This window comes from Variovorax paradoxus NBRC 15149 (genome assembly GCF_001591365.1).
In the GTDB taxonomy this organism is placed as follows: Bacteria; Pseudomonadota; Gammaproteobacteria; order Burkholderiales; family Burkholderiaceae_C; genus Variovorax; species Variovorax paradoxus.
Window position 1 is genome coordinate 402,290 of the sequence record NZ_BCUT01000005.1, and the last position, 22,710, is coordinate 424,999.

The 22,710-nt window shown below is 67.9% G+C and carries 25 protein-coding genes; 17 read left to right on the plus strand and 8 right to left on the minus strand.

The window, feature by feature from the left end:
* Positions 1–92: 92 nt before the first annotated feature.
* The 5 genes from VPA02S_RS22240 to hemA all read right to left on the minus strand — a co-directional run bounded on the left by VPA02S_RS22240 (position 93) and on the right by hemA (position 4,279).
* Positions 93–593, minus strand: coding sequence for a cupin domain-containing protein (locus VPA02S_RS22240; protein ID WP_015866983.1), 501 nt, complete (start codon positions 591–593; stop codon positions 93–95).
* 14 nt (positions 594–607) lie between these two features.
* Positions 608–940 carry a Grx4 family monothiol glutaredoxin gene (gene grxD / locus VPA02S_RS22245; RefSeq protein ID WP_015866982.1) on the minus strand — a complete coding sequence of 111 codons (333 nt, stop codon included), beginning with the start codon at positions 938–940 and terminating at the stop codon, positions 608–610.
* Positions 941–969: 29 nt separating this feature from the next.
* Positions 970–1,821: a peptide chain release factor N(5)-glutamine methyltransferase gene (gene prmC, locus VPA02S_RS22250; RefSeq protein ID WP_062365624.1), complete on the minus strand. Its 852-nt coding sequence runs from the start codon at positions 1,819–1,821 to the stop codon at positions 970–972.
* Positions 1,818–2,906 carry a peptide chain release factor 1 gene (gene prfA, locus VPA02S_RS22255; protein WP_062365625.1) on the minus strand — a complete coding sequence of 363 codons (1,089 nt, stop codon included), beginning with the start codon at positions 2,904–2,906 and terminating at the stop codon, positions 1,818–1,820. Before prfA ends, prmC begins: the two co-directional genes overlap by 4 nt.
* 101 nt (positions 2,907–3,007) lie before the next feature.
* Positions 3,008–4,279, minus strand: a complete 1,272-nt coding sequence (hemA, locus tag VPA02S_RS22260; RefSeq protein WP_062365626.1) for a glutamyl-tRNA reductase — start codon at positions 4,277–4,279, stop codon at positions 3,008–3,010.
* A 135-nt stretch (positions 4,280–4,414) separates the two neighbouring features.
* Between hemA and VPA02S_RS22265 the strand changes: the two genes are divergently transcribed.
* Positions 4,415–4,690 carry a hypothetical protein gene (locus VPA02S_RS22265; RefSeq protein WP_062365627.1) on the plus strand — a complete coding sequence of 92 codons (276 nt, stop codon included), beginning with the start codon at positions 4,415–4,417 and terminating at the stop codon, positions 4,688–4,690.
* Between the two features lie 154 nt (positions 4,691–4,844).
* Positions 4,845–5,615: a Crp/Fnr family transcriptional regulator gene (locus VPA02S_RS22270; protein WP_018906813.1), complete on the plus strand. Its 771-nt coding sequence runs from the start codon at positions 4,845–4,847 to the stop codon at positions 5,613–5,615.
* 9 nt (positions 5,616–5,624) lie between these two features.
* Here the strand turns inward: VPA02S_RS22270 and VPA02S_RS22275 are convergent, their stop codons facing one another.
* The 3 genes from VPA02S_RS22275 to flgA all read right to left on the minus strand — a co-directional run bounded on the left by VPA02S_RS22275 (position 5,625) and on the right by flgA (position 7,162).
* Positions 5,625–6,071: a flagella synthesis protein FlgN gene (locus tag VPA02S_RS22275; RefSeq protein ID WP_062365628.1), complete on the minus strand. Its 447-nt coding sequence runs from the start codon at positions 6,069–6,071 to the stop codon at positions 5,625–5,627.
* Between the two features lie 5 nt (positions 6,072–6,076).
* The gene (flgM, locus tag VPA02S_RS22280; RefSeq protein WP_062365629.1) at positions 6,077–6,373 is read right to left on the minus strand and encodes a flagellar biosynthesis anti-sigma factor FlgM; all 297 of its coding nucleotides are present in this window, start codon (positions 6,371–6,373) and stop codon (positions 6,077–6,079) included.
* Positions 6,374–6,448: 75 nt separating this feature from the next.
* Positions 6,449–7,162: a flagellar basal body P-ring formation chaperone FlgA gene (gene flgA, locus VPA02S_RS22285; protein ID WP_015866974.1), complete on the minus strand. Its 714-nt coding sequence runs from the start codon at positions 7,160–7,162 to the stop codon at positions 6,449–6,451.
* A 166-nt stretch (positions 7,163–7,328) separates the two neighbouring features.
* On the opposite strand from flgA, the gene flgB reads away from it, so the two are divergent.
* The 15 genes from flgB to VPA02S_RS22360 all read left to right on the plus strand — a co-directional run bounded on the left by flgB (position 7,329) and on the right by VPA02S_RS22360 (position 22,699).
* Positions 7,329–7,739: a flagellar basal body rod protein FlgB gene (gene flgB / locus VPA02S_RS22290; RefSeq protein ID WP_062365630.1), complete on the plus strand. Its 411-nt coding sequence runs from the start codon at positions 7,329–7,331 to the stop codon at positions 7,737–7,739.
* Between the two features lie 17 nt (positions 7,740–7,756).
* The gene (gene flgC, locus VPA02S_RS22295) at positions 7,757–8,173 is read left to right on the plus strand and encodes a flagellar basal body rod protein FlgC (RefSeq protein ID WP_062365631.1); all 417 of its coding nucleotides are present in this window, start codon (positions 7,757–7,759) and stop codon (positions 8,171–8,173) included.
* A 23-nt stretch (positions 8,174–8,196) separates the two neighbouring features.
* Positions 8,197–8,883, plus strand: coding sequence for a flagellar hook assembly protein FlgD (locus VPA02S_RS22300; protein WP_062365632.1), 687 nt, complete (start codon positions 8,197–8,199; stop codon positions 8,881–8,883).
* Positions 8,884–8,975: 92 nt separating this feature from the next.
* Positions 8,976–10,190 (plus strand): flagellar hook protein FlgE, encoded by a 1,215-nt coding sequence (flgE, locus tag VPA02S_RS22305; RefSeq protein WP_027730591.1) that lies wholly within the window; start codon positions 8,976–8,978, stop codon positions 10,188–10,190.
* 7 nt (positions 10,191–10,197) lie between these two features.
* Positions 10,198–10,944 carry a flagellar basal body rod protein FlgF gene (locus VPA02S_RS22310; RefSeq protein ID WP_062365633.1) on the plus strand — a complete coding sequence of 249 codons (747 nt, stop codon included), beginning with the start codon at positions 10,198–10,200 and terminating at the stop codon, positions 10,942–10,944.
* 40 nt (positions 10,945–10,984) lie between these two features.
* Entirely contained in the window at positions 10,985–11,767 is a 783-nt protein-coding gene (gene flgG, locus VPA02S_RS22315; RefSeq protein ID WP_062365634.1) for a flagellar basal-body rod protein FlgG, read from the plus strand.
* Positions 11,764–12,450 (plus strand): flagellar basal body L-ring protein FlgH, encoded by a 687-nt coding sequence (locus VPA02S_RS22320; RefSeq protein ID WP_062365635.1) that lies wholly within the window; start codon positions 11,764–11,766, stop codon positions 12,448–12,450. Before flgG ends, VPA02S_RS22320 begins: the two co-directional genes overlap by 4 nt.
* Positions 12,450–13,583: a flagellar basal body P-ring protein FlgI gene (locus tag VPA02S_RS22325; RefSeq protein ID WP_062365636.1), complete on the plus strand. Its 1,134-nt coding sequence runs from the start codon at positions 12,450–12,452 to the stop codon at positions 13,581–13,583. Before VPA02S_RS22320 ends, VPA02S_RS22325 begins: the two co-directional genes overlap by 1 nt.
* Before the next feature lie 8 nt (positions 13,584–13,591).
* Positions 13,592–14,575 carry a flagellar assembly peptidoglycan hydrolase FlgJ gene (gene flgJ, locus VPA02S_RS22330; RefSeq protein ID WP_062365637.1) on the plus strand — a complete coding sequence of 328 codons (984 nt, stop codon included), beginning with the start codon at positions 13,592–13,594 and terminating at the stop codon, positions 14,573–14,575.
* 22 nt (positions 14,576–14,597) lie between these two features.
* Entirely contained in the window at positions 14,598–15,095 is a 498-nt protein-coding gene (locus VPA02S_RS22335) for a chemotaxis protein CheW (protein ID WP_062366021.1), read from the plus strand.
* A 24-nt stretch (positions 15,096–15,119) separates the two neighbouring features.
* On the plus strand, positions 15,120–16,799 hold the full coding sequence (locus VPA02S_RS22340) for a methyl-accepting chemotaxis protein (protein ID WP_062365638.1): 1,680 nt from the start codon (positions 15,120–15,122) through the stop codon (positions 16,797–16,799).
* An 86-nt stretch (positions 16,800–16,885) separates the two neighbouring features.
* On the plus strand, positions 16,886–18,586 hold the full coding sequence (locus tag VPA02S_RS22345) for a methyl-accepting chemotaxis protein (protein ID WP_062365639.1): 1,701 nt from the start codon (positions 16,886–16,888) through the stop codon (positions 18,584–18,586).
* A 20-nt stretch (positions 18,587–18,606) separates the two neighbouring features.
* On the plus strand, positions 18,607–19,122 hold the full coding sequence (locus VPA02S_RS22350) for a chemotaxis protein CheW (protein ID WP_062365640.1): 516 nt from the start codon (positions 18,607–18,609) through the stop codon (positions 19,120–19,122).
* Between the two features lie 80 nt (positions 19,123–19,202).
* Complete coding sequence (locus tag VPA02S_RS22355) at positions 19,203–20,936, plus strand: methyl-accepting chemotaxis protein (RefSeq protein ID WP_062366023.1); 1,734 nt, start codon at positions 19,203–19,205, stop codon at positions 20,934–20,936.
* Between the two features lie 23 nt (positions 20,937–20,959).
* The gene (locus VPA02S_RS22360; protein WP_062365641.1) at positions 20,960–22,699 is read left to right on the plus strand and encodes a methyl-accepting chemotaxis protein; all 1,740 of its coding nucleotides are present in this window, start codon (positions 20,960–20,962) and stop codon (positions 22,697–22,699) included.
* The last annotated feature ends 11 nt before the right edge of the window (positions 22,700–22,710 follow it).

A 22,710-nucleotide genomic window follows, 5' to 3' on the forward strand; every position in this document is an offset into this window, starting at 1 on the left:
ACACCGCGGAACCGGCTTTGCCGGGCCGCTGGTGTTGCCCCCGGAAGGGGGAGGGAGAAGCGACACGAAGTGCGCGCAGCCTGGGGGAGAGCCTAGACCCCGCCGTGCGGGTGGGTCGGGTCGACCCACAGGACCGATTCGGGTTTTTCTACCGGCTCGATATCGAGATTGATCGCCACCGCCTCGCCGTCGCTGCGGCACAGCACGCATTCGAGCGGCTCGGTGGCGCTGGCGTTGATTTCCTGGTGCGGCACGTAGGGCGGCACGTAGATGAAGTCGCCCGGGCCGGCCTCGGCCGTGAACTCGAGCTTCTCGCCCCAGCGCATTCGGGCCCGGCCGCGCACCACGTAGATCACCGATTCGAGGTGCCCGTGGTGGTGGGCGCCGGTCTTGGCGTCGGCATGGATGGTGACGGTGCCGGCCCAGAGCTTCTGCGCGCCGACGCGCGCAAAGTTGATGGCCGCGGCGCGGTTCATGCCGGGCGTCTGGGCGGTGTTGGCGTCGAGCTGGTTGGCCGCGATCACGCGCACGCCGTCGTGCTTCCAGGCCGGTGCGGCCTTGCCCTCGTGGCCGTGGCCGTGGTCGTGGCTCATGGCGGGCCGGGAAATCAGGCCGCGTTGCTGCCGCCGCCCAGCACCTGCTGCAGTTCGCCCGACTCGTACATCTCCATCATGATGTCCGAGCCGCCGACGAATTCGCCCTTGACGTAGAGCTGGGGGATCGTGGGCCAGTTGCTGTATTCCTTGATGCCTTGGCGGATGCCGTCGTCTTCGAGCACGTTGACGGTCTTGAGCGTCCTGGTGTCGACGCCGACCGCCTTGAGGATCTGGATCGCGCGGCCGGAGAAGCCGCACATCGGAAAGCTGGCGTTGCCCTTCATGAAGAGCACGAGGTCGTTGGTCTTGACGAGATCGTCGATGCGTTGCTGGGCGTCGGACATGGGAACTCCTGAAAAATGGGCTGGGGGGATTATTTCACCGTGCGCCAGATCCCGCCGGAACAGCGCTGGATGCCGGCAAGGTCGTCGCGGCTTTGCACTTCGGCAAAGCCGCGCGCGCCGAGCAGCTGGCGCACGGCCGCCGCCTGGTCGTGGCCGTGCTCGAGCAGCAGCCAGCCGCCGTCCGCCAGGTGCGCGGGGGCCTGCTGCACGATCTGGCGGATGTCGGCCAGCCCGTCGGGGCCGGCCACCAGCGCTGCCAGCGGCTCGTGCTGCAACGCCGCCAGGTGCGGGTCGCCGGCCGCGATGTAGGGCGGATTGCTGGCAATGACCGCGTAGCCGCCGGCCGCGCCGTCGAGCCAGTGGGCCTGGCGAAAGCGCACCGGCAGGCCCAGGCGCTGCGCATTGGCCTCGGCAACGGCCAGTGCGTCGGCGCTGGCATCGACCGCGTCGACCAGCGCATCGGGGCGCGCATGCTGCAGCGCCAGCGCTATCGCGCCGCTGCCGGTGCCCAGGTCGAGCACCTGCGGGGCCTTGCGGCCTTCGAGGCATTGCAGGGCCCAGTCGACCAGCGTTTCGGTGTCGGGGCGCGGCACCAGCACCCGTGCATCCACCTGCAGGCCGAGGCCGTGGAATTCCTTCTCGCCGAGCAGGTAGGCCACCGGCTCGCCCGCCAGGCGGCGCGGCAGCTGCACCGAAAGCGCGGACCAGGCCGCGTCGGAAATGGCGTCGGTGTCGTGCGCCAGCAGCCAGGCGCGGTCGTGCGGCGCGCGGCCCAGCGCATGCAGCAGCAGCAATTGCGCGTCGAGCCGGTCGACGCCCAGCGCGACAGCCGCGGCCAGCGCCTGGGCCACGGTGGACGGCGTGGTGGCCGTGGCCGTCATGCCGGCAGGCTCGATTCGAGCTCGGCCAGCTGCTCGGCCTCGCGCGCGGCGCGCAGCGCGTCGAGCACGTCGCCGAGGTCGCCTTCCATGATGGCCTGCAGCTTGTAGAGCGTGAGGTTGATGCGGTGGTCGGTGAGCCGGCCCTGTGGGAAGTTGTAGGTGCGGATGCGGTCGGAGCGGTCGCCGCTGCCGATCAGGCCCTTGCGCATGGCGGCGTCCTTGGCGGCGCGCTCGCTGCGGTCCTTTTCCTGGATGCGCGCGGACAGCACCTGCAGCGCCTTGGCCTTGTTGCGGTGCTGGCTGCGGTCGTCCTGGCACTCGGCCACGATGCCCGTTGGAATGTGCGTGATGCGCACGGCCGAGTCGGTCTTGTTGATGTGCTGGCCGCCGGCGCCGCTGGCGCGGTAGGTGTCGATGCGCAGGTCGGCCGGGTTGATCTGCACTGCCACGGTTTCGTCGGGCTCGGCCAGCACGGCGACGGTGCAGGCGCTGGTGTGGATGCGGCCCTGGGTCTCGGTGGCCGGCACGCGCTGCACGCGGTGGCCGCCCGATTCGAAGCGCAGGCGGCCGAAGACGTCGTTGCCGGCGATGCGGATCACCACTTCCTTGTAGCCGCCGAGCTCGCTCTCGCTCTCGCTCACCACTTCGCAGCGCCAGCCGGCGCGCTCGCAGTAGCGCGTGTACATGCGCAGCAGGTCGCCCGCGAACAGCGCCGACTCGTCGCCGCCGGTGCCGGCGCGGATTTCGAGGAAGGCGTTGCGCGCGTCGTCCGGGTCCTTGGGCAGCAGCAGGCGCTGCAGCTCTTCCTCGAGCTGCACAAGCTCGGCCTGCGCGGCGGCGATTTCTTCGCGGGCCATCTCGGCCATGTCGGGGTCTTCGAGCATTTCGGCCGCGCCGGCGATGTCGGCTTCGCGCTGCTTGTAGCGCTCGTAGCGGCCCGCGATCTGCGTGATCTCGGCGTGCTCCCGCGAGATGGGGCGGTACTGAGCCATGTCGCTCATGATGTCTTCGCGCGAAAGCAGGAAGTCGAGTTCGCCCAGGCGCTGGGCGTAGCGTTCGAGTTGGTGGCGCAGAAAGGTCTTCACGGCGGAAAGGAGCTCGGAAAAATGGGGAAAGGGCGCCGCGGTGCCGCGGCAGGGCGCATGGGGGACCGCGGCCGGCAGGGCCGGGCCGCTGGCGAGCGTCGCTAACGCTCTTTGCGCAGGAACAGGCGCGAGATGGTCTGCGCGGTGTGCTCGCGCGATGCGGCGTCGCCCGCGTGCAGCTCGGCCATGGCGCCGTGCAGCAGCTTCTGCGTGAGCCCGCGCGACATGGCCTCGAGCACCGCATCGACCGATTCGCCCTTGGCCAGCAGCTTGCGCGCGCGCGCCATCTCGGCGGCGCGCCACTCGTCGGCCTGGGCATTGAGCTGCTGGATCAGCGGCACGGTGCCGCGCTGGCCGAGCCAGTGCATGAAGCTCTGCACGCCGGCGTCGATGATGACCTCGGCCTCGGCCACGGCGGCCTGGCGGCTGGCCTGGCCCTGCTGCACCACCTGGGCGAGGTCGTCGACGGTGTAGAGATAGATGTCTTCGAGCGCCTTCACCTCGGGCTCGATGTCGCGCGGCACGGCCAGGTCGACCATGAACATCGGGCGGTGCTTGCGGGCCTTGAGTGCGCGCTCGACCGCGCCCAGCCCGATGATCGGCAGCGTGCTGGCGGTGCAGCTCACCACGATGTCGAACTCGGCCAGCCGGCTGGGCAGGTCGGCCAGCCGCATGGCCTCGCCGCCGAAGCGCGAGGCCAGCTTTTCGCCGCGCTCGAGCGTGCGGTTGGCAATGGCGATGGCCTTCGGGTCCTTGGCCGCGAAATGCGTGGCGGCCAGGTCGATCATTTCGCCCGCGCCGACGAACAGCACGCGCGTCTGGTGCAGGTCTTCGAACAGCTGGCCGGCCAGCCGGACGGCCGCCGCGGCCATGCTGATGGAATGCGCGCCGATCTCGGTGGCGGTGCGCACCTCTTTCGCGACCGCGAAGGAGCGCTGGAACAGCTGGTTGAGCGTGCTGCCGAGCGCGCCGGCGGTTTCGGCCGCGCGCACGGCGTCCTTCATCTGGCCGAGGATCTGGGCTTCGCCGAGCACCATGGAATCGAGCCCGCTGGCCACGCGGAAGACGTGGCGCGCAGCCTCGTCGTCCTGCAGCGTGTAGGCATGCGAGCGCAGCAGCGCGGGCGCGACGCCGCCGCTCTCGGCCAGCCAGCCGACCGTGTGGTCGAGCGCGGCATGCTCGGCGGCGCAATAGATCTCGGTGCGGTTGCAGGTGGAGATGATCGCGGCCTCGACCTGCGGATGGCGGCCGCCGGCAAACGAACTGCGCAGGCTCTGCAGCGTGGGTGCCAGCTGATCGAGCGCGAACGCGAAACGACCGCGCAGATCGAGCGGCGCGGTCGTGTGGTTCAACCCGAGGGTCCAGACTGACATATCCACTGATTATAAAATCAGCAGCAGCCATGCGGCCGCCAAGGGGCTTGGCCGCATGCAACTCCACACAACAAGGGCGCCGCGAGCGCCCTTGGCCTTATCCGGCGGCCCTCGCTCGATACCCATTTCCTACCCATGTCGCTGCTGGATCTTCTCAATCACCTGCTGAACTTCGTGGCGCCCGCGCTGGCCGTCGGTTTCCTGTGCGCGCTCATGGGCCACGTCTTCCGGCGCAAGGCGGGCGGCAGGGCATGGTGGGCCCAGGGCGCGATCAATTCAGGCGTGGGAGCGCTGGTGCTGCTCGGCGGCGTCGTCCTTGCAGGGCGCGACGGCGCGATGGCGACCTACGCGGCGCTCGTTGTCGCCTGCGGTACAAGCCAATGGCTGGTCTCGGGCGGCTGGCGCGCGTAGTTCGCCAAGTCATGCGATGATGTTGCGTGTCCAGATGTTACCGACTGTTAGTATATGAGTCTAATCTGGTAAATATTCACATTTAGAGAGCGGGGAGAGTTGCAGGCAGCCGCTTTGAGCCAATATGCGGCAAGGCAGCCCATGGACGGTACAGATGTATTTGCATCCTCTTATTGCCAGCGTTCCCCCGGATGAGCGCGCAGCCTTCGTTCAGCGCATCGAGCTTCGGTCCTACCGGCGCAACGAAGTGGTGCTGGCGGCGGACGAATGGTCCGACCGCATCTACTGCGTGGCCACCGGCCTGCTGCGGGTGGTGGTGCAGGGCAGCGGAGACAGCGGCGACGTCACGACCGACTTCATCCGGCAGGACGACTTCTTCCTGAACTCCGCCCTGATCGAGGAGCGCTACCAGGCCGGCGCGACTCTGGTGGCGGCCTTGCCCACCTCGCTGTACCTGGTGCCCACGCTCGAATTCAAGGCGCTGTGCGACCGCCATCCGGCCGTGACGATGGGCCTGCTCGACGTGGTCATGAAGCGCACCACGGTGCTGCGCAGGCAGATCCGGCAGATTTCATCGGCCTCGTCGGAGCGGCTCATCAGCCGCATCCTGCACGAGCTCACCGTGCTGGCGCCGGGCACCGACGGCGGCTACGACAAGCGCATCACCCAGTCGGTCATCGCCTCCTATTCGGGGCTTTCCAGGATGCAGGTCAACAAGACCATGCGGGACCTGGAGCGCCGCGGCCTGGTCAGGCGGGACGAGCACGGGGTGTATGTGCCGCCGCACTTCGCGTCGTCGGACTTCCAGGAGCTGCCGTCGGCTGAGCCGAGTCCAACTGCCAAGGATTCCGGCGAGGTGAATCAGTCGTTCTTCTCGGAGCTGTTCGAGGCGCCGCCCAAGTCGGGCAAGACGACCCGCAAGTAGATCTGCGGCTCAGCCCACCGCCAGCCGCGTTCCCGCGGCGCTGGCGGCCTTGCGGATGCCGTCCGGCCCGTAGAAGGGCTGCGCGCCGGCCTGCAGGTAGTGCAGCGCGTTCTGCGTGAAATCGAGCTGGCTGTACACCATGGCGCCATTGCGGCGGTTGCTGGCCTTGGCCTGCTGCGCCAGCTCGACCAGTGCCGTCCAGGCGGCAAGCGAGGCCTCGCCGTCCGCCGCGGCGGCGGCATCGGCGCCCGCGCGCCCGGGCTCGAAACCCCGCGCCACCTGCGCCGATTCGCGCGCCTGGTCGAGTGCCGCCATGCGGTCGAGCAGGCCGGCCTTGCGCCCGGTGAGCGAGGGCAGCTCGGCGAAGAGGCCGTTCTTCATGGCCTCTGCCTCCCGCTCCAGCACCGACAGGAATTCCTCGACACAGGTTTTTTCGGCCAACAGGTGAAGCAGCATGGCGTTCAGAGCTTTCCGTTTTCGTGGAGCAGATCGCGCACGCTGGCGAGCAGGCCGCGGGCGATCCGGTCGGGGTGGATTTCATAGCGCCCGGCCCGGATGTCCTCGCGGATCGAGGCAACGCGCGCCGCGTCGAAATCGGAGTTGGGCGCCTCGGGCAGCGAATGCACCTGCCCCGGCGAGAGCTTCACCGCGTTCCTGCCGCCCTGGACGGCATCGGTGCCGCTGGCGGGCGAGGACGCCGCGCCCTTGTTCGTTCGGGGGAGCGGTGTGGCCGAAGGGGCGAATGGATCGATTTTCAAGATGGTTCCTCAAAGGGCTGCCTGGTGTATCGGCAGTTCGGGCCAGAACTTTAGGGCAGTGCGCATCGAATGCGGCTACTGCGGCAGGCGGACCTGCCCCTCCTCGTCGGCCACGCCGCTGACCATGCGGCCGTCCACGGTCCTGGCCCGCACGGCCGCACCGGCGCTGGCACTGCTCATCGCGCGTGCTTCGGTGCTGACCACATAGCCTGGGCCTTCGGCAACGACCTTGATGGTCTGGCCCTGCTGGATCACGGCCACGCCGCGCATCAGTTCGCGCCTGAGCGGCGCGCCGGACGCGATGCGGTTGGCGGCCACCACGCCCTGCAGTTCGGCAAGGTCGGTCACGACCGAGCGCGGCAGGGCGGTGAGATCGCCATTGCGGGCGATGAAGTCGCCCGCGCCCAGGGCCTGGCCGGTATCGATGTTGCGCGCGGCCACCAGGTAGCGCCCCTCGACCGCCACATGGGCCAGCACATAGCGCGTCCAGGGCTTTTGCTCCGAGTGGCAGCGCAGGCCGACCGACACCCGGCCCCACGCCGCGGCGCCGCGCGGCAGGAAGGCCTCGAGCGCATCGCAGGCGGGCAGCGGGCCCGATGCCGGCGCCTCGACGCGGATGCCGACCTTGCCCGGGAGTCCGGCGCTCTGGGCCTGCAGCAGCCGGTCGACGGCGGCGCGCGCATCGCCCGTGAGCGGCGCCGCGGCCACGCACATCGCCGCGCCCAGTCCGGCCGCCAGGGCAGGCAGCACGAGCTTCAGGCGGCGTGGGCGGCAAGGGATTTTTTCCATGATGGGTGCCCGGCAATTCTAGGAAGGCGCACCCGATCCGAAGATTCGAAGTGCACGCCAAATGCCCCTTTGTTCGGGCCATTGCGAACGCAGTGCATGCATAGACTCGCTTTCCATCTGTCGCCATGCCCCGCCAGGGACGCGACGCCTCGAAAGATGGAAACACATGATCGACAAGCTGGATGCGGCGCTTCGCTTCAACCGCGAAGCACTGAACCTTCGGACGCAGCGCCAGGAAGTGCTCGCGGCCAACATCGCCCACGCCGACACGCCCAACTACAAGGCGCGTGACTTCGATTTTGCGAGCCGCCTGACGCAGGCGGTCGAGCACGGCCGCGCAACGCAGCAGCCGGTGCAGATGGCCGCCACCTCGGCGCGCCACATCCAGGCCGATGCGCCGTCCTCGATGCCCGAGCGCGACCTGCTGTACCGCGTGCCGAGCCAGGCCAGCATCGACGGCAACACGGTGGAGATGGACGCCGAGCGCATCAACTTCGCCGACAACGCGCTGCGCTACGAAGCCAACCTCACGGTGGTCAGCGCCAAGATCAAGTCGCTGCTCTCCGCTGCGCAATAAACAGGAAGGAGCCGCACATGCCGCATCCCGGTGCTTCCATGAACATCTTCAGCGTGGCGGGCTCCGCCATGGCCGCGCAGTCGCAGCGCATGAACGTGACGGCCAGCAATCTTGCCAACGCCGAGAGCGTGGCCGGCGCCGACGGCAAGCCTTACCGCGCCAAGCAGGTGGTCTTCGAAGTCGACGCCTCGGGCCAGCAGGACATCGGCGGCGTGAAGGTGGCCGGCGTCATCGAGGACCCCTCGCCGCTGAAGATGGTCTTCGACCCGAAGAACCCGCATGCCGACGCCAAGGGCTACGTGGCCATGCCCAACGTCAACGTGGTCGAGGAGATGACCAACATGATTTCCGCCTCGCGCAGCTACCAGGCCAACGTCGAGGTGCTCAACACCGCCAAGACGCTGATGGTCAAGACGCTGAGCATCGGCCAGTAACCCCCCACATCCCAACAAGAACCATGGCCATTTCCGACACCTCTTCCATCTCCGGGCTCAACGCAGCCACCGCCGCGTCGAGCGCCGGCAACGTCTCGGGAGCGGACAGCGAGCAGCGCTTCCTCAAGCTGCTGGTGACGCAGCTCAACAACCAGGACCCGCTCAACCCGATGGAGAACGCCGAGCTCACGTCGCAGCTCGCGCAGATGAGCACCGTGAGCGGCATCGAGCGGCTCAACAGCGCGCTCAGCGGACTGGTGAACCAGACCGGCGCCAACCAGGTGCTGCAGGCGGCATCGCTCATTGGCTACAACGTGCTGTCGCCCGGCAACACCATCGCCGCCACGGAGCCCAAGGCCGGCGAGGAACCGGCGGCCGTGCCCTTTGCCGTGCAGCTGCCGGCCACCGCCGGCACCGTCGAGGTGAAGATCGTCAACGCCGCGGGCAACACCGTGCGCACCTTGACGCTCGGGCCGATGACCGAGGGCGTCAACGCCGTCAGCTGGGACGGCAAGGCCGACGACGGCAGCACGGCCCCGGCGGGCGCCTACAGCTTCAGCGTCGCGGCCGCCAACAACGGCACGCGCGTGGAGGCCACTTCGCTGGTCTTCTCGCAGGTGGCCGCCGTCAAGCAGGGCGCCAGCGGCGTCACGCTCGAACTGATGTCGGGCCAGAGCATCGGCCTGGCCGACGTGCGCATGTTCCTCTGAGCAGCTGTCGCGCGCCGTCTTCCTCATCGGCAGCGGCCCGTGCGCCGCGGGCCATTTCTTCTTCTTCATTGCACTGAAACAAGGATTCGATCATGGGCTTTTCCCAAGGCATCAGCGGCCTGTCCGCAGCCGCCGCCAACCTGGACGTCATCGGCAACAACATCGCCAATTCGGGCACGGTCGGCTTCAAGTCGGGCGCGGCAACCTTCCAGGACGTGTATGCGGGCTCGCGCGTCGGCCTGGGCGTGGCGGTGTCGGGCATCGTGCAGAACTTCACGCAGGGCTCGGTGCAGACCAGCAGCCGGCCGCTGGACGTGGCGATCCTCAACGGCGACGGCTTCTTCCGCCTCAGCAGCCCGAGCGGCGAGGTGATGTATTCGCGCAATGGCCAGTTCACGCGCGACAAGGACGGCTTCATCGTCAACGCCGCGGGCCTGCGCCTGACGGGCTACGGCGTCTCCGCCACCGGCGGCCTGGACGGCGGCACGCCGGGCCCGCTGCAGGTCCAGACCACGGCCATGAGCCCGAAGGCGACCACCGCCATCAACGCCACCTTCAACCTGGACGCGCGCGGCACGGTGCCCACCAAGACGCCGTTCTCCGCCACCGATTCGGCCACCTTCAACTATTCGAACGCGCTCGGCCCGGTGTTCGATTCGCTCGGCAATCCGCACGAGCTCGGCGTCTTCTTCGTGAAGACCGGCGCCAATGCCTGGGACGTGTACGGCGCGGCCGACGGCAGCGCGCTCAATGGCGGCGCGCCGATCTCGACGATGAGCTTCGACGGCAACGGCAACCTGCTCACGCCGGCCGGCGGCAAGCTGACGCTGCCCGCCATGAACTTCGGCAACGGCTCGGTGGCGCTCAACGCCACGGTCGACCTCTCGGGCACCACGCAGTTCGGCAACGTCAACGAGATCAAGACGCTCAAGCAGGACGGCTACACCTCCGGCACGCTGACCTCGTTCTCGATCAACCCCGACGGCACCATCACCGGCAAGTTCTCCAACGAACAGACCACGCTGATGGGCCAGGTGGTGCTGACCTCTTTCGCCAACCCCAACGGCCTGGAACCGATGGGCGAGAACGTCTGGGGCGAAACGCTGGCCTCGGGCCAGCCGCTCACCGGCACGCCGGGCGCGGGCACCAAGCAGGGCTCGCTCGCCTCGGGCGCGCTGGAGGCATCGAACGTTGACCTGACCTCCGAGCTCGTCAACCTGATCGTCGCGCAGCGCAGCTACCAGGCCAATGCGCAGACGGTGAAGACGCAGGATCAGGTCGTCCAGACCCTGATCAACATCCGCTGAGCCGCCCATGGACCGCATGCTGTATGTCGCGATGAGCGGCGCCAAGCAGGCCATGGAGCAGCAGGCCTCCGTGGCCAACAACATGGCGAACGCCTCCACGCCCGGGTTCCGCGCGCAGATCAACAGCTTTCGCGCGGTGCCGGTGACCGATGGCGCCGAGGCGACGACGCGCGCCTACGTGGTTGCCACCACGCCGGGCGCCGACTTCAGCCACGGTCCGCTCACGGAAACCGGCCGCGCGCTCGACATCGCCATTCACGGCGACGGCTGGCTCGCGGTGCAGACGCCCGATGGCGGCGAGGCCTACACCCGCGTGGGCAACCTGCAGGTGAACGCCGAGGGCCAGCTCACCACCATGGGCTCGCTGCCTGTGGCCGGCGATGCCGGCGCACTGACGGTGCCGCCCGGCTCCACTGTCGCGATCGCGGCCAACGGCCTGGTCACCGCACGCGGTGCCGGCGACCCGGCCATCGGCATTGCCGAGGTGGGCCGGCTGAAGCTGGTCAACCCGCCCGTGGCCGACCTGGTGCGCGGCGCCGACGGCCTCTTTCGCATGCGCGAGGGCCTCGCGCCGGCCGAGCCCGATGCGGCCGTGACCGTGACCACCGGCGCGGTCGAGGGCAGCAACGTCAACGGCGTGGAGGCCATGGTGGCCATGATCGCCAACGCCCGCAGCTTCGAGATGCAGATGAAGTCGATGCACAGCGCGGACGAGAACGCGCAGTCGGCCAACAAGCTGCTGGCGTACGGCTGAGCCCGCGCCCCACCACCCATTTCCCCAAGGATTTTTTGCCATGATGCGCTCGCTCTACATCGCCAAGACCGGCCTGGATGCCCAGCAGACCCAACTCGACGTGGTGTCGAACAACCTTGCCAACGTCGGCACCACGGGCTTCAAGCGAAGCCGCGCCGTGTTCGAGGACCTGATGTACCAGAACCTGCGCCAGGTCGGCGGCCAGACCTCGGACCAGACGCGGCTGCCTTCGGGCCTGCAGGTGGGCACCGGCGTGCACGTGGTCGCCACCGAGCGCATCCACTCGCAGGGCAACCTCACCAAGACCGACAAGCCGACCGACGTGGCCATCAACGGCGGCGGCTTCTTCCAGGTGCTGATGCCCGACGGCACCACCGCCTACACGCGCGACGGCTCGTTCCAGACCGACCGCGACGGCCAGCTCGTCACGGCCAGCGGCTTTCCGGTGCAGCCGGCCATCACGCTGCCCGCGAACGCCACCAGCCTGACCATCGGCCGCGACGGCATCGTGTCGATCACGCAGGCCGGGCAGACCAACACGGTGCAGGTCGGGCAGCTGCAGCTGGCCACCTTCCTGAACCCGGCCGGCCTGCAGAGCAAGGGCGAGAACCTCTATGCGGAAACCGATGCCTCCGGCGCGCCGAACCAGGTCAACCCCGGCGTCGACGGCGCGGGCATCCTGAGCCAGGGTTACGTGGAGGCTTCGAACGTCAACGTGGTGGAAGAGCTCGTGAACATGATCGCCACGCAGCGCGCCTACGAGATCAACAGCAAGGCGGTCCAGACCTCGGACCAGATGCTGCAGCGCCTGGCGCAGTTATGACCTCCCGCACCTTGCGCCTGGCGCCGTGGGTGGCGGTTGCCGTGCTGGCCTCGGGCTGCGCGCAGGTTCCGCGCGAGCCGCTGGTGCACCAGCCGATGACGGCGCGGGCGGACAACACGGCTTCTTCGATGCCGCGGCGTGCCAACGGCGCGATCTTCCAGGACGGTCCCGGCGGCAGCGCGCTGTTCGAGGACCGCCGGCCGCGCAACGTGGGCGACATCCTGACCGTCGTCATCAGCGAGCGCGTCAACGCGAGCAAGAACTCGGGCGCGTCGGCAAGCCGCACGGGCAGCCTGGCGGCCGACTTCGCCGGCATTCCGAAGCTGCTGGGCTCGCTGCTCGACGGGCAGGACGCCAAGCTGTCGGGCGGCAACAAGCTCGACGCCAAGGGCGGCGCCAACGCCAACAACACCTTCAACGGCGTGATCACGGTCACGGTGGTGGACGTGATGCGCAACGGCAACCTGCTGGTGAGCGGCGAGAAGCAGATGGGCATCAACCAGGGCACCGAATACATCCGGTTCTCGGGCGTGGTGAACCCGCGCACGGTCTCGGGCAACAACACCGTGCCCTCGACGCTGGTGGCCGATGCGCGCATCGAGTACACGGCCAAGGGCTACATCGACGAGGCGCAGCACATGGGATGGATGCAGCGCTTCTTCTTGAACGTCATGCCGTTTTGATGACTCACCCCCAAATCATGAATTTCTTCTGCAATGTGCGTTCGTTGATCGGCTTTGCGGCGCTGTGCGCCATCACCCTGTGTTCACCGGCGCAGGCCGAGCGGCTGAAGGAGCTCGCGAGCATCCAGGGCGTGCGCGACAACCCGCTGATCGGCTACGGCCTCATGGTCGGGCTCGACGGCACGGGCGACCAGACGATGCAGACACCGTTCACCACGCAGAGCCTCAACAACATGCTGCAGCAGCTGGGCATCACGATTCCGCAGGGCGTGAACATGCAGCTCAAGAACGTGGCGGCGGTGATGGTCACGGCCACGCTGCCTTCGTTCGCGCGGCCCGGCCAGAACATCGACGTGACGGTGTCCTCGATGGGCAATGCCAAGAGCCTGCGCGGCGGCACGCTGCTGATGACGCCGCTCAAGGGCGTCGACGGGCAGGTCTATGCGATCGCGCAGGGCAACATGGTGGTCGGCGGCGCGGGCGCGTCGGCCAACGGCAGCAAGGCGCAGGTCAACCAGCTCAGCTCGGGCCGCATTCCGGCCGGCGCACTGGTGGAGCGCAGCGTCGAGGCGCCGGTGGGCGGCGAAGGCAGCTTCACGCTCGAGCTCAACCGCTCCGACTTCGGCACCGTGCAGCTGGCGGCCGAAGCCATCAACCGGCAGTTCGGCGCGGGCACGGCGCAGGCGCTCGACGCCCGGGTGATCCAGGTGCAGGCACCCGCGCCGCAGGAGCGCGTGGGCTTTCTCGCGCGGCTCGAGAGCCTCGAAGTGACGCCGACGCAGGCGGTCGCGCGCGTGGTGGTCAATGCGCGCACCGGCTCCGTGGTCATGAACCAGGCGGTGCGCGTGAACGACTGCGCGGTGGCGCACGGCAACCTCTCGGTGGTCATCAACACGGATCCGGTGGTGAGCCAGCCCAATGCATTTTCCGGCGGCTCCACGGTGGTCGGGCAGACCTCGCAGATCTCGATCAGCCAGGGCGGCGGCGCGCTGCAGATGGTGCGCGGCGGCGCCTCGCTGGCCGATGTGATCAAGGGCCTGAACAGCCTGGGCGCCAATCCGCAGGACCTGGTGTCGATCCTGCAGGCCATGAAGTCCGCCGGCGCGCTGCGCGCCGAGCTCGAGATCATCTGAGCATCGCCATGGCCATCACCGAAAGCAGAAGCGGCGCGCTGGACCAGCGCCTTGCACTCGACGTGCAGGGCGTCGATGCCTTGCGCTACACCGTGCGCAGCTCGCCCGAAGAGGGGCTGAAGCAGGTGTCGCGCCAGTTCGAGGCACTGTTCATGAACATGGTGCTCAAGAGCATGCGCGAGGCCACGCCTTCGAGCGGACTGCTGGAGAACCGCGACCAGAAGATCTACATGTCGATGCTCGACCAGCAGCTCGCGCAGAACCTCTCGGGGCGCGGCGTGGGCCTGGCCGAGGCCATGCTCGCGCAGCTCAGCCGCGCAGCGCCCTCGGGAGAAACAGACGGCGGCGGCAGCGAAGGCATCTCGCTCGCGCCCCGCGCGGGCATTCCGCTCACACCGCAGTCGGGCATTCCGCTCGGTTCGTCGCCACTGCCATCGTCATTGCCATCCGCACCGGCAAGGCCATCGGCCGCATCGGTGGACCTGGGCATCTACCAGCGCAACAGCGACCGCTCGGCCGCGGGCGCCGTGGCCTCGCTGCAGGGCAATGTCGACAGCTTCGTGCAGCGCATGGGCGGCTCCGCGCAGGTGGCGAGCGAGGCGAGCGGCGTGCCCGCGCCGCTGATCCTCGCGCAGGCCGCACTCGAATCGGGCTGGGGCAAGCGCGAGATCCGGGCCGACGACGGCACCCAGAGCTTCAACCTGTTCGGCATCAAGGCCGACCGCAGCTGGAAGGGTCCGGTGGTGGAGACCACCACGACCGAATACGTGGACGGCGAGCCGCAGCGCGTGCGCGCGAAGTTCAGGGCCTACGCGTCCTACGACGAGGCCTTCACCGACTACGCCCGGTTCATCACGCGCAACCCGCGCTACGCCGGCGTGCTGGCCGCCGATACACCGGCCGAGGCCGCGCACGGCCTGCAGAAGGCCGGCTACGCCACCGATCCGCAATACGGGCAGAAGCTCGTTCGCATCATGCAGAAGTTCAGCTGAAGGAATCCATATGGCAGAGATCATGACCCCCCCACAACACCGGGGCGCCGCGGCGCCTGCCACCTCGAGCCGGCTGGAGGTGGTGACCTTCACGCTGGGCCAGGAGGAATACGGCATCGACATCCAGAAGGTGCAGGAGCTGCGCGGCTACGACGCGGTGACGCGCATCGCGAACGCGCCGGAATACATCAAGGGCGTGGTGAACCTGCGCGGGATCATCGTCCCGATCATCGACATGCGCATCAAGTTCAGGCTGGGCACGCCCAGCTACGACCAGTTCACGGTGGTGATCGTGCTGAACATCGCAGGTCGCGTGGTGGGCATGGTGGTGGACAGCGTGTCGGACGTGATCACCTTGAGCGCGGAGCAGATCAAGCCGGCGCCGGAGATGGGCTCGGTGCTGGACACCGATTACCTGATCGGCCTGGGCACGCTGGACGAGCGGATGCTGATCCTGGTGGACATCGACCGGCTGATGTCCAGCGACGAGATGGGCCTGGTCGAGAAGATCGCCGCCTGAGACGGCGCGCACGGAGCAATCGACATGAAGAACCTCAAGATCGGCACGCGCCTGGGCATCGGTTTTGCGCTGGTGCTGGCGCTCATGGCCTGCATTGCGGGCATTGGCGTGTTCCGCCTGCAGGGCGTGGGCGACGCGGTGCAGGAGATGGTGCAGCGCTCGCTCGTGAAGGAGCGCCTGGCCGCGAACTGGCTGCTCAACACCAGCAGCAACAGCGTGCGCACTTTCGCGCTGGTCAAGAGCAACGATGCGGAAGTGCAGGACTACCTGCAAAAGCAGATGAGCAAGACCAGCGCCGGCATCTCCGAGACGCAGGCCAAGCTCGAGGCCATGCTGGATTCGCCCGAGGAGCAGGCGATCAGCGCCGGCATCAAGGAAAAGCGCAGCCAGTACGTGGGCCTGCGCAACACCATCCTCAAGCTCAAGGCCGAAGGCAAGCAGGAGGAGGCGGCAGCGATCACCAACGGCAAGCTGGTGCCGATGCTCGAGGTCTACGACGCGAGCATCCGCGGCATGCTGACGCACCAGGCCGAGCGCATCGACAAGGCCGCCGATGCGGTGGACAGCCTGAACCGCGCGGGCCGCATGAACGTGATCGTGCTGGCCATGGCTGCGCTGCTGCTCGGCGGCGTCCTGGCATGGCTGCTGACGCGCAGCATCACGCGGCCGCTGAACGAGGCGGTGCGCGTGGCGCAGACGGTGGCGGACGGCGACCTCACCAGCCGCATCGAATCATCGTCCCGCGACGAGACGGGCCAGCTGATGCTGGCATTGAAGAACATGAATGCGAGCCTGGCCACCGTGGTGAGCGGCGTGCGCCAGGGCACCGATGCGATCGCCACGGCTTCGGGCGAGATTGCCGCGGGCAACCAGGACTTGTCTTCGCGCACCGAGGAGCAGGCCAGTTCGCTCGAGCAGACCGCGGCGTCGATGGAAGAGCTGACCTCCACGGTGAAGCAGAACGCGGACAACGCGCGGCAGGCGAATCAGCTCGCGCTCTCGGCCTCCGAAGTGGCAGTGAAGGGCGGCAATGTGGTGGGGCAGGTGGTCGACACCATGGCCTCGATCAATGCGTCCTCGAAGAAGATCGTCGACATCATCGGCGTGATCGATGGCATTGCGTTCCAGACCAACATCCTCGCGCTCAATGCTGCGGTGGAAGCGGCACGTGCCGGCGAGCAGGGCCGCGGCTTCGCAGTCGTCGCTTCCGAAGTGCGCAACCTGGCCCAGCGCTCAGGCGCCGCCGCCAAGGAAATCAAGGGCCTGATCGACGACTCCGTCGGCAAGGTCGACATGGGCAGTGCGCTGGTCGGCGAAGCTGGCAAGACCATGGCCGAGATCGTGGGCAGCGTGAAGCGCGTGACCGACATCATCGGGGAGATCACGGCCGCGAGCCATGAGCAGAGCACCGGCATCGAGCAGGTGAACCAGGCCATCGCGCAGATGGACCAGGTGACGCAGCAGAACGCGGCGCTGGTCGAAGAAGCCGCCGCCGCGGCGCAGTCGATGCAGGAGCAGGCCGCGAGCCTGGTCGGGGCCGTCAGCGTGTTCAGGCTGGATGGAACACCGGCCGCTCGTTCCGGGCTCGCATTCGCCGCGCCGAAGGCCCTGCGGCCGGCGCCGGCCAGGAAGAGCGAGGCCACCGCAGCCCCGCAACTGGCCGTGGCCGCCAGCGCGGCAAATGGCGATTGGACGGAATTTTGAGCTGAAGGCCTCAAGTCTTGCGCGCGGATGCCGATAACCCTGTGGACAGAGCACCGCACAAAAGACATCCACCCAAGGAAGAGACCATGTTCAACCGCTTGAATCCGCGCGCCCTCAGCATCGGGCAGAAGCTCGGGCTGCTCACGGCCAGCGCCATCCTGGGCGTGGCGGCGCTGACGGCCCTTTTCCTGGTTTCGGAGCGCAAGCTCATCCTGGAAGAGCGGCAGGCCAGCGTGCGCCAGGTGGTGGAAAGCGCGCATGGCCTGCTGGTCCACTACCACGCGCTCGCGGCCAAGGGCACGCTGACCGAGTCGCAGGCGAAGGAGCAGGCGATGCAGGCGATCCGCGGCCTGCGCTACAGCGGCAGCGAGTATTTCTGGATCAACGACATGCAGCCGCGCATGCTGATGCACCCGATCAGCCCGGCGCTCGAGAACAAGGACCTCTCGTCCAACAAGGATGCCACCGGCAAGCGGCTGTTCGTCGCCTTCGTCGACACCGTCAAGGCCGATGGTGCGGGCTTCGTTCCCTATCTCTGGGCCAAGCCGGGCAGCGACAAGCCGGTGCCCAAGGTCTCGTACGTGAAGGGCTTCGAGCCCTGGGGCTGGATCATCGGCTCGGGCGTCTACGTGGACACGGTGCAGGCCACCATCATGAGCCGGGCCATCGGCCTGTCGATCAGCGCGCTGGTGCTGGCCGCGGCACTCTTCGCGCTCGGCTGGGCGATCTCGCGCGGCCTGCTGAAGCAGCTCGGCGGCGAACCGATGGTCACGGCCGGCATCGCGCACCGCATCGCCGACGGCGACCTGGCGGTCCGCATCGACCTGAAGCACGGCGACCAGGCGAGCCTGCTGCACGCGGTCCAGGCCATGCGCGACAGCCTAGCCAAGGTGGTGGGCGAGGTGCGCCACGGCACCGATGCGATTGCGACGGCTTCAGGGCAGATTGCCGCGGGCAACCAGGACCTGTCTTCGCGCACCGAGGAGCAGGCGAGTTCGCTCGAACAGACCGCGGCCTCGATGGAAGAACTCACGAGCACCGTCAAGCAGAACGCCGACAACGCACGCCAGGCCAACCAGCTGGCGGTCTCCGCCTCTGAAGTGGCGGTGCGCGGCGGCGGCGTGGTGAGCCAGGTGGTGGACACCATGGGTTCCATCAACAGCTCGTCGAAGAAGATCGTCGACATCATCGGCGTGATCGATGGCATCGCGTTCCAGACCAACATCCTGGCGCTCAATGCTGCTGTCGAAGCCGCAAGAGCCGGCGAGCAGGGAAGAGGCTTCGCAGTCGTCGCCTCCGAAGTGCGCAACCTGGCCCAGCGTTCAGGTGCAGCCGCCAAGGAAATCAAAGGCCTGATCGACGACTCGGTGGACAAGGTCGAGGCCGGCAGCCGCCAGGTGGCCGAAGCGGGCCGCACGATGGACGAGATCGTCGACAGCGTGAAGCGCGTGACCGACATCATGGGCGAGATCACGGCGGCGAGCCAGGAGCAGAGCACGGGCATCGAGCAGGTGAACCAGGCGATCGCGCAGATGGACCAGGTCACGCAGCAGAACGCGGCGCTGGTGGAAGAAGCCGCGGCTGCGGCGCAGTCGATGCAGGAGCAGGCCGCGAGCCTGGTCGAGTCGGTCAGCGTGTTCAGGCTCGAACCCGGCAGCGCCGCTGCCATGCCCCCGGCTTCCGAGAAGTCCCGGCGCCTCGCGCCGGGCAAGAAGACCCACGAAGCCCCCGCGTCCCCGCAGCTGGCCATGGCCGGCGCAACCGGCGGCGCGTGGCCCGAGTTCTAGCCAACAGCGACAGATATCCGATGAGCACAACAACATCCCAACAAACCGCCGACAGCCGCAGCATCGCCCCGTTGCGGGCCGGCCGTCCCCTGGAATTTCTTTCCTTCACGCTGGGCCAGGAGGAATACGGCATCGACATCCAGAAGGTGCAGGAGCTGCGCGGCTACGACGCGGTGACGCGCATCGCGAACGCGCCGGAGTACATCAAGGGCGTGGTGAACCTGCGCGGGATCATCGTCCCGATCATCGACATGCGCATCAAGTTCAGGCTGGGCACGCCCAGCTACGACCAGTTCACGGTGGTGATCGTGCTGAACATCGCGGGTCGCGTGGTGGGCATGGTGGTGGACAGCGTGTCGGACGTGATCACCTTGAGCGCGGAGCAGATCAAGCCGGCGCCGGAGATGGGCTCGGTGCTGGACACCGACTACCTGATCGGCCTGGGCACGCTGGACGAGCGGATGCTGATCCTGGTGGACATCGACCGGCTGATGTCCAGCGACGAGATGGGCCTGGTCGAGAAGATCGCCGCCTGAGGCGGGCGCGCACAACCCTTTCCTGCGGCAAGCGCGCGTTCTGCGTGCTTGCCCTTTCCTGATTTTCTGGAGTGATGAGCATGTTTCTGAGCAATATTTCCATCGGCAAGCGGCTGGCCGTCGTGATCGGCGTCATCCTCGCCCTGTCTCTCACGAGCAGCGTGCTTGCCGTGCTGAAGCTGCAGCAGCTCGGCGAGGAAATCAATGCGATGGTCGAGAAGAACATCAAGACCGAGCGCGCGGGCTCCGACTGGCTGCGCAACACCAACTCGGGCGTCCAGCGCGCCGCGGCCATTGCCAAGAGCAGCGATGCGAGCCTGATCGCCTACTTCGCGCCGGCCACGGCGCTCTCCATCAAGGAGACCAACGAGCTGCAGAAGTTCATCGAGGAACAGATGGACACGCCCGAAAAGAAGGCGCTGTACGACAAGGTCGGCGAGCTGCGCAAGGCCTACCTCGCGGCCCGCGAGGAGGTCAGCAAGGCCAAGCTGGCGGGCGACATGGAAGGCGCCAACCGGATCTTCAACGAACGCTTCGAACCCACCTCGCGCAGCTATCTTGCAGGTGTGCAGCAGATGGTGGACACGGAACGCGCGCTGCTCGACGCCGCGGCCGAGCGCAGCAAAGAGATGCGCGCCAGCACCAGCCTGATGCTGGTCGTCTTCGGCGTGCTGTCGCTGGGCCTGGGCCTGGTGCTCGCCTGGCTGCTGGTGCGCAGCATCACGCATCCGCTGCGCCGCGCCGTCGAGGTGGCCGAGGCGGTGGCCGCCGGCGACCTGACCAGCCGCATCGAAGTGACGACGAAGGACGAGACCGGCCAGTTGATGCACGCGCTCAAGGGCATGAACGGCAGCCTGGCCAAGGTGGTGGGCGAAGTGCGCCACGGCACCGATGCGATCGCGACGGCCTCGGGCCAGATTGCGGCGGGCAACCAGGACCTGTCTTCCAGGACGGAAGAGCAGGCGAGCTCGCTCGAGCAGACCGCAGCCTCGATGGAAGAGCTCACGAGCACCGTCAAGCAGAACGCCGACAACGCGCGGCAGGCCAACCAGCTGGCGGTCTCCGCCTCTGAAGTGGCGGTGCGTGGCGGCGGCGTGGTGAGCCAGGTGGTGGACACCATGGGCTCCATCAACAGCTCGTCCAAGAAGATCGTCGACATCATCGGCGTGATCGACGGCATCGCGTTCCAGACCAACATCCTGGCGCTGAATGCGGCAGTGGAAGCCGCAAGAGCCGGTGAACAGGGCCGCGGCTTTGCAGTCGTCGCTTCCGAGGTGAGAAACCTCGCGCAGCGCTCAGGCGCAGCCGCCAAGGAAATCAAGGGCCTGATCGACGACTCGGTGGACAAGGTCGAGGCCGGCAGCCGCCAGGTGGCCGAAGCGGGCCGCACGATGGACGAGATCGTCGACAGCGTCAAGCGCGTGACCGACATCATGGGCGAGATCACGGCGGCCAGCCAGGAACAGAGCACCGGCATCGAGCAGGTGAACCAGGCGATTGCGCAAATGGACCAGGTGACGCAGCAGAACGCGGCGCTGGTGGAAGAGGCGGCCGCGGCAGCGCAGTCAATGCAGGAGCAGGCCGCGAGCCTGGTGGCGTCGGTCAGCGTGTTCAAGCTGGACGGCGACAACGCACCGCGCCCGCTCGTGCAGATGCAGGCCCGGGTGCAGCCGGCGCTGCCGCCGCGCAAGGCGGTGCCCGCGCTGAAGGCGCCCACCCGGCCGGCGGCGGCCCGCCGCGCCGCCGGCACCCGTTCCGCTCCAAGGCTCGCCGCGGCCCAGGCTGCCGCGCCGGGCGACTGGACCGAGTTCTGACACGCACCACAGGAAAAAGCAAAATGAAATGGTTCCTGGAGCTTCGTGTCGCCGCCAAGCTGGTTCTGAGCTTTCTCGTGGTCGCGGCGGTGGGCGCCGCGGTTGGCGGGCTCGGCATCTTCCACATGGGGCGCATCAACGCCTCGACTGAAGACCTCTACAGCCATGACCTGCGCGCGATCAAGGCCGTGCAGGCGGCCAACATCCAGCTGCTCGACGCGAGCCGCGCCCAGATGGGCCTGCTGTCGGCCGGCACCAAGGGCGAGCGCAACACCGGCTTCACGGAACTGAAGAACGCCGTGAGGGCGCTCGAATCGAACGTGGCCGAGGTCAAGCCCCTGCTCGAGGAGACGCCCGAAGGCCGCGAACTCAGCGAGCAGTACCAGCGCCTGATGCCGCCGCTGCGAAAGCACCTGGCCGATTTTGCCGACCTCATCGCCAAGCAGTCGCTGGACAGCTCGCAGTTCGAAGGCAGCGTGCCGCAGGAGAGCGAGCAGCTGCTCAAGGAGTCGCGCGCGCTGGAGAAAGTGCTCCAGCGCATGGTGGCCTACAGCGACCAGCAGGCCAAGGACGGCATGGAGGACGCCGCACGCACCTTCAAGACCTCGCGCCTGCTGATGGTGCTGATGGCGCTGGCCGGCATCGCCATCAGCGTGGGGCTCGGCGTGGTGGTGGCGCGGTTGCTGGGGCGGCAACTGGGCGGCGAGCCCGGCTACGCCGCCGACGTGGTCGGCCGCATCGCGAACGGCGACCTGAGCGAAAGCGTGCAGGCCCGCTCGGCCCGCGCCGGCAGTCTCTTGTTCTCGATCAAGCGCATGCAGGACCAGCTGACCGAGGTCGTGGTGCGGATCAAGAGTTCCAGCGATGCGATCGCGACCGCCTCGGGAGAGATTGCCGCGGGCAACCAGGACTTGTCTTCACGCACAGAGGAACAGGCCAGTTCGCTCGAGCAGACTGCGGCGTCGATGGAAGAGCTGACCTCCACGGTCAAGCAGAACGCGGACAACGCGCGGCAGGCGAACCAGCTGGCCTTGTCTGCCTCCGAGGTGGCCGTCAAGGGCGGCAACGTGGTGGGCCAGGTGGTCGACACCATGGCCTCGATCAATGCGTCATCCAAGAAGATCGTCGACATCATCGGCGTGATCGACGGCATCGCGTTCCAGACCAACATCCTCGCGCTCAATGCCGCGGTGGAAGCGGCACGTGCCGGTGAGCAGGGAAGAGGCTTCGCAGTCGTCGCTTCCGAAGTGCGCAACCTGGCCCAGCGCTCAGGCGCAGCGGCAAAAGAAATCAAGGGCCTGATCGACGACTCCGTCGGCAAGGTCGACATGGGCAGTGCGCTGGTCGGCGAAGCCGGCAAGACCATGGCCGAGATCGTGGGCAGCGTGAAGCGCGTGACCGACATCATCGGAGAGATCACGGCCGCGAGCCAGGAGCAGAGCACGGGCATCGAGCAGGTGAACCAGGCCATTGCCCAGATGGACCAGGTGACGCAGCAGAACGCCGCGCTGGTCGAAGAAGCCGCCGCTGCGGCGCAGTCGATGCAGGAGCAGGCCGCGAGCCTGGTGGAAGCCGTCAGCGTGTTCAGGCTCGAGGGCGCGGCCCCAACCCTGCATGCGCAAGCACCGCGCACGCCCGAGGCGCCGGCCCGGCCGCTCGCGAAGCCGCGCAAGAAGGAAGCCATGGCCTCCGCTCCGCCGCTGACCCTGGCCGGCGGCGCCGCGGGTGCCGCAGGTGCCACGGGCGATTGGACCGAGTTCTAGACACCCACAGG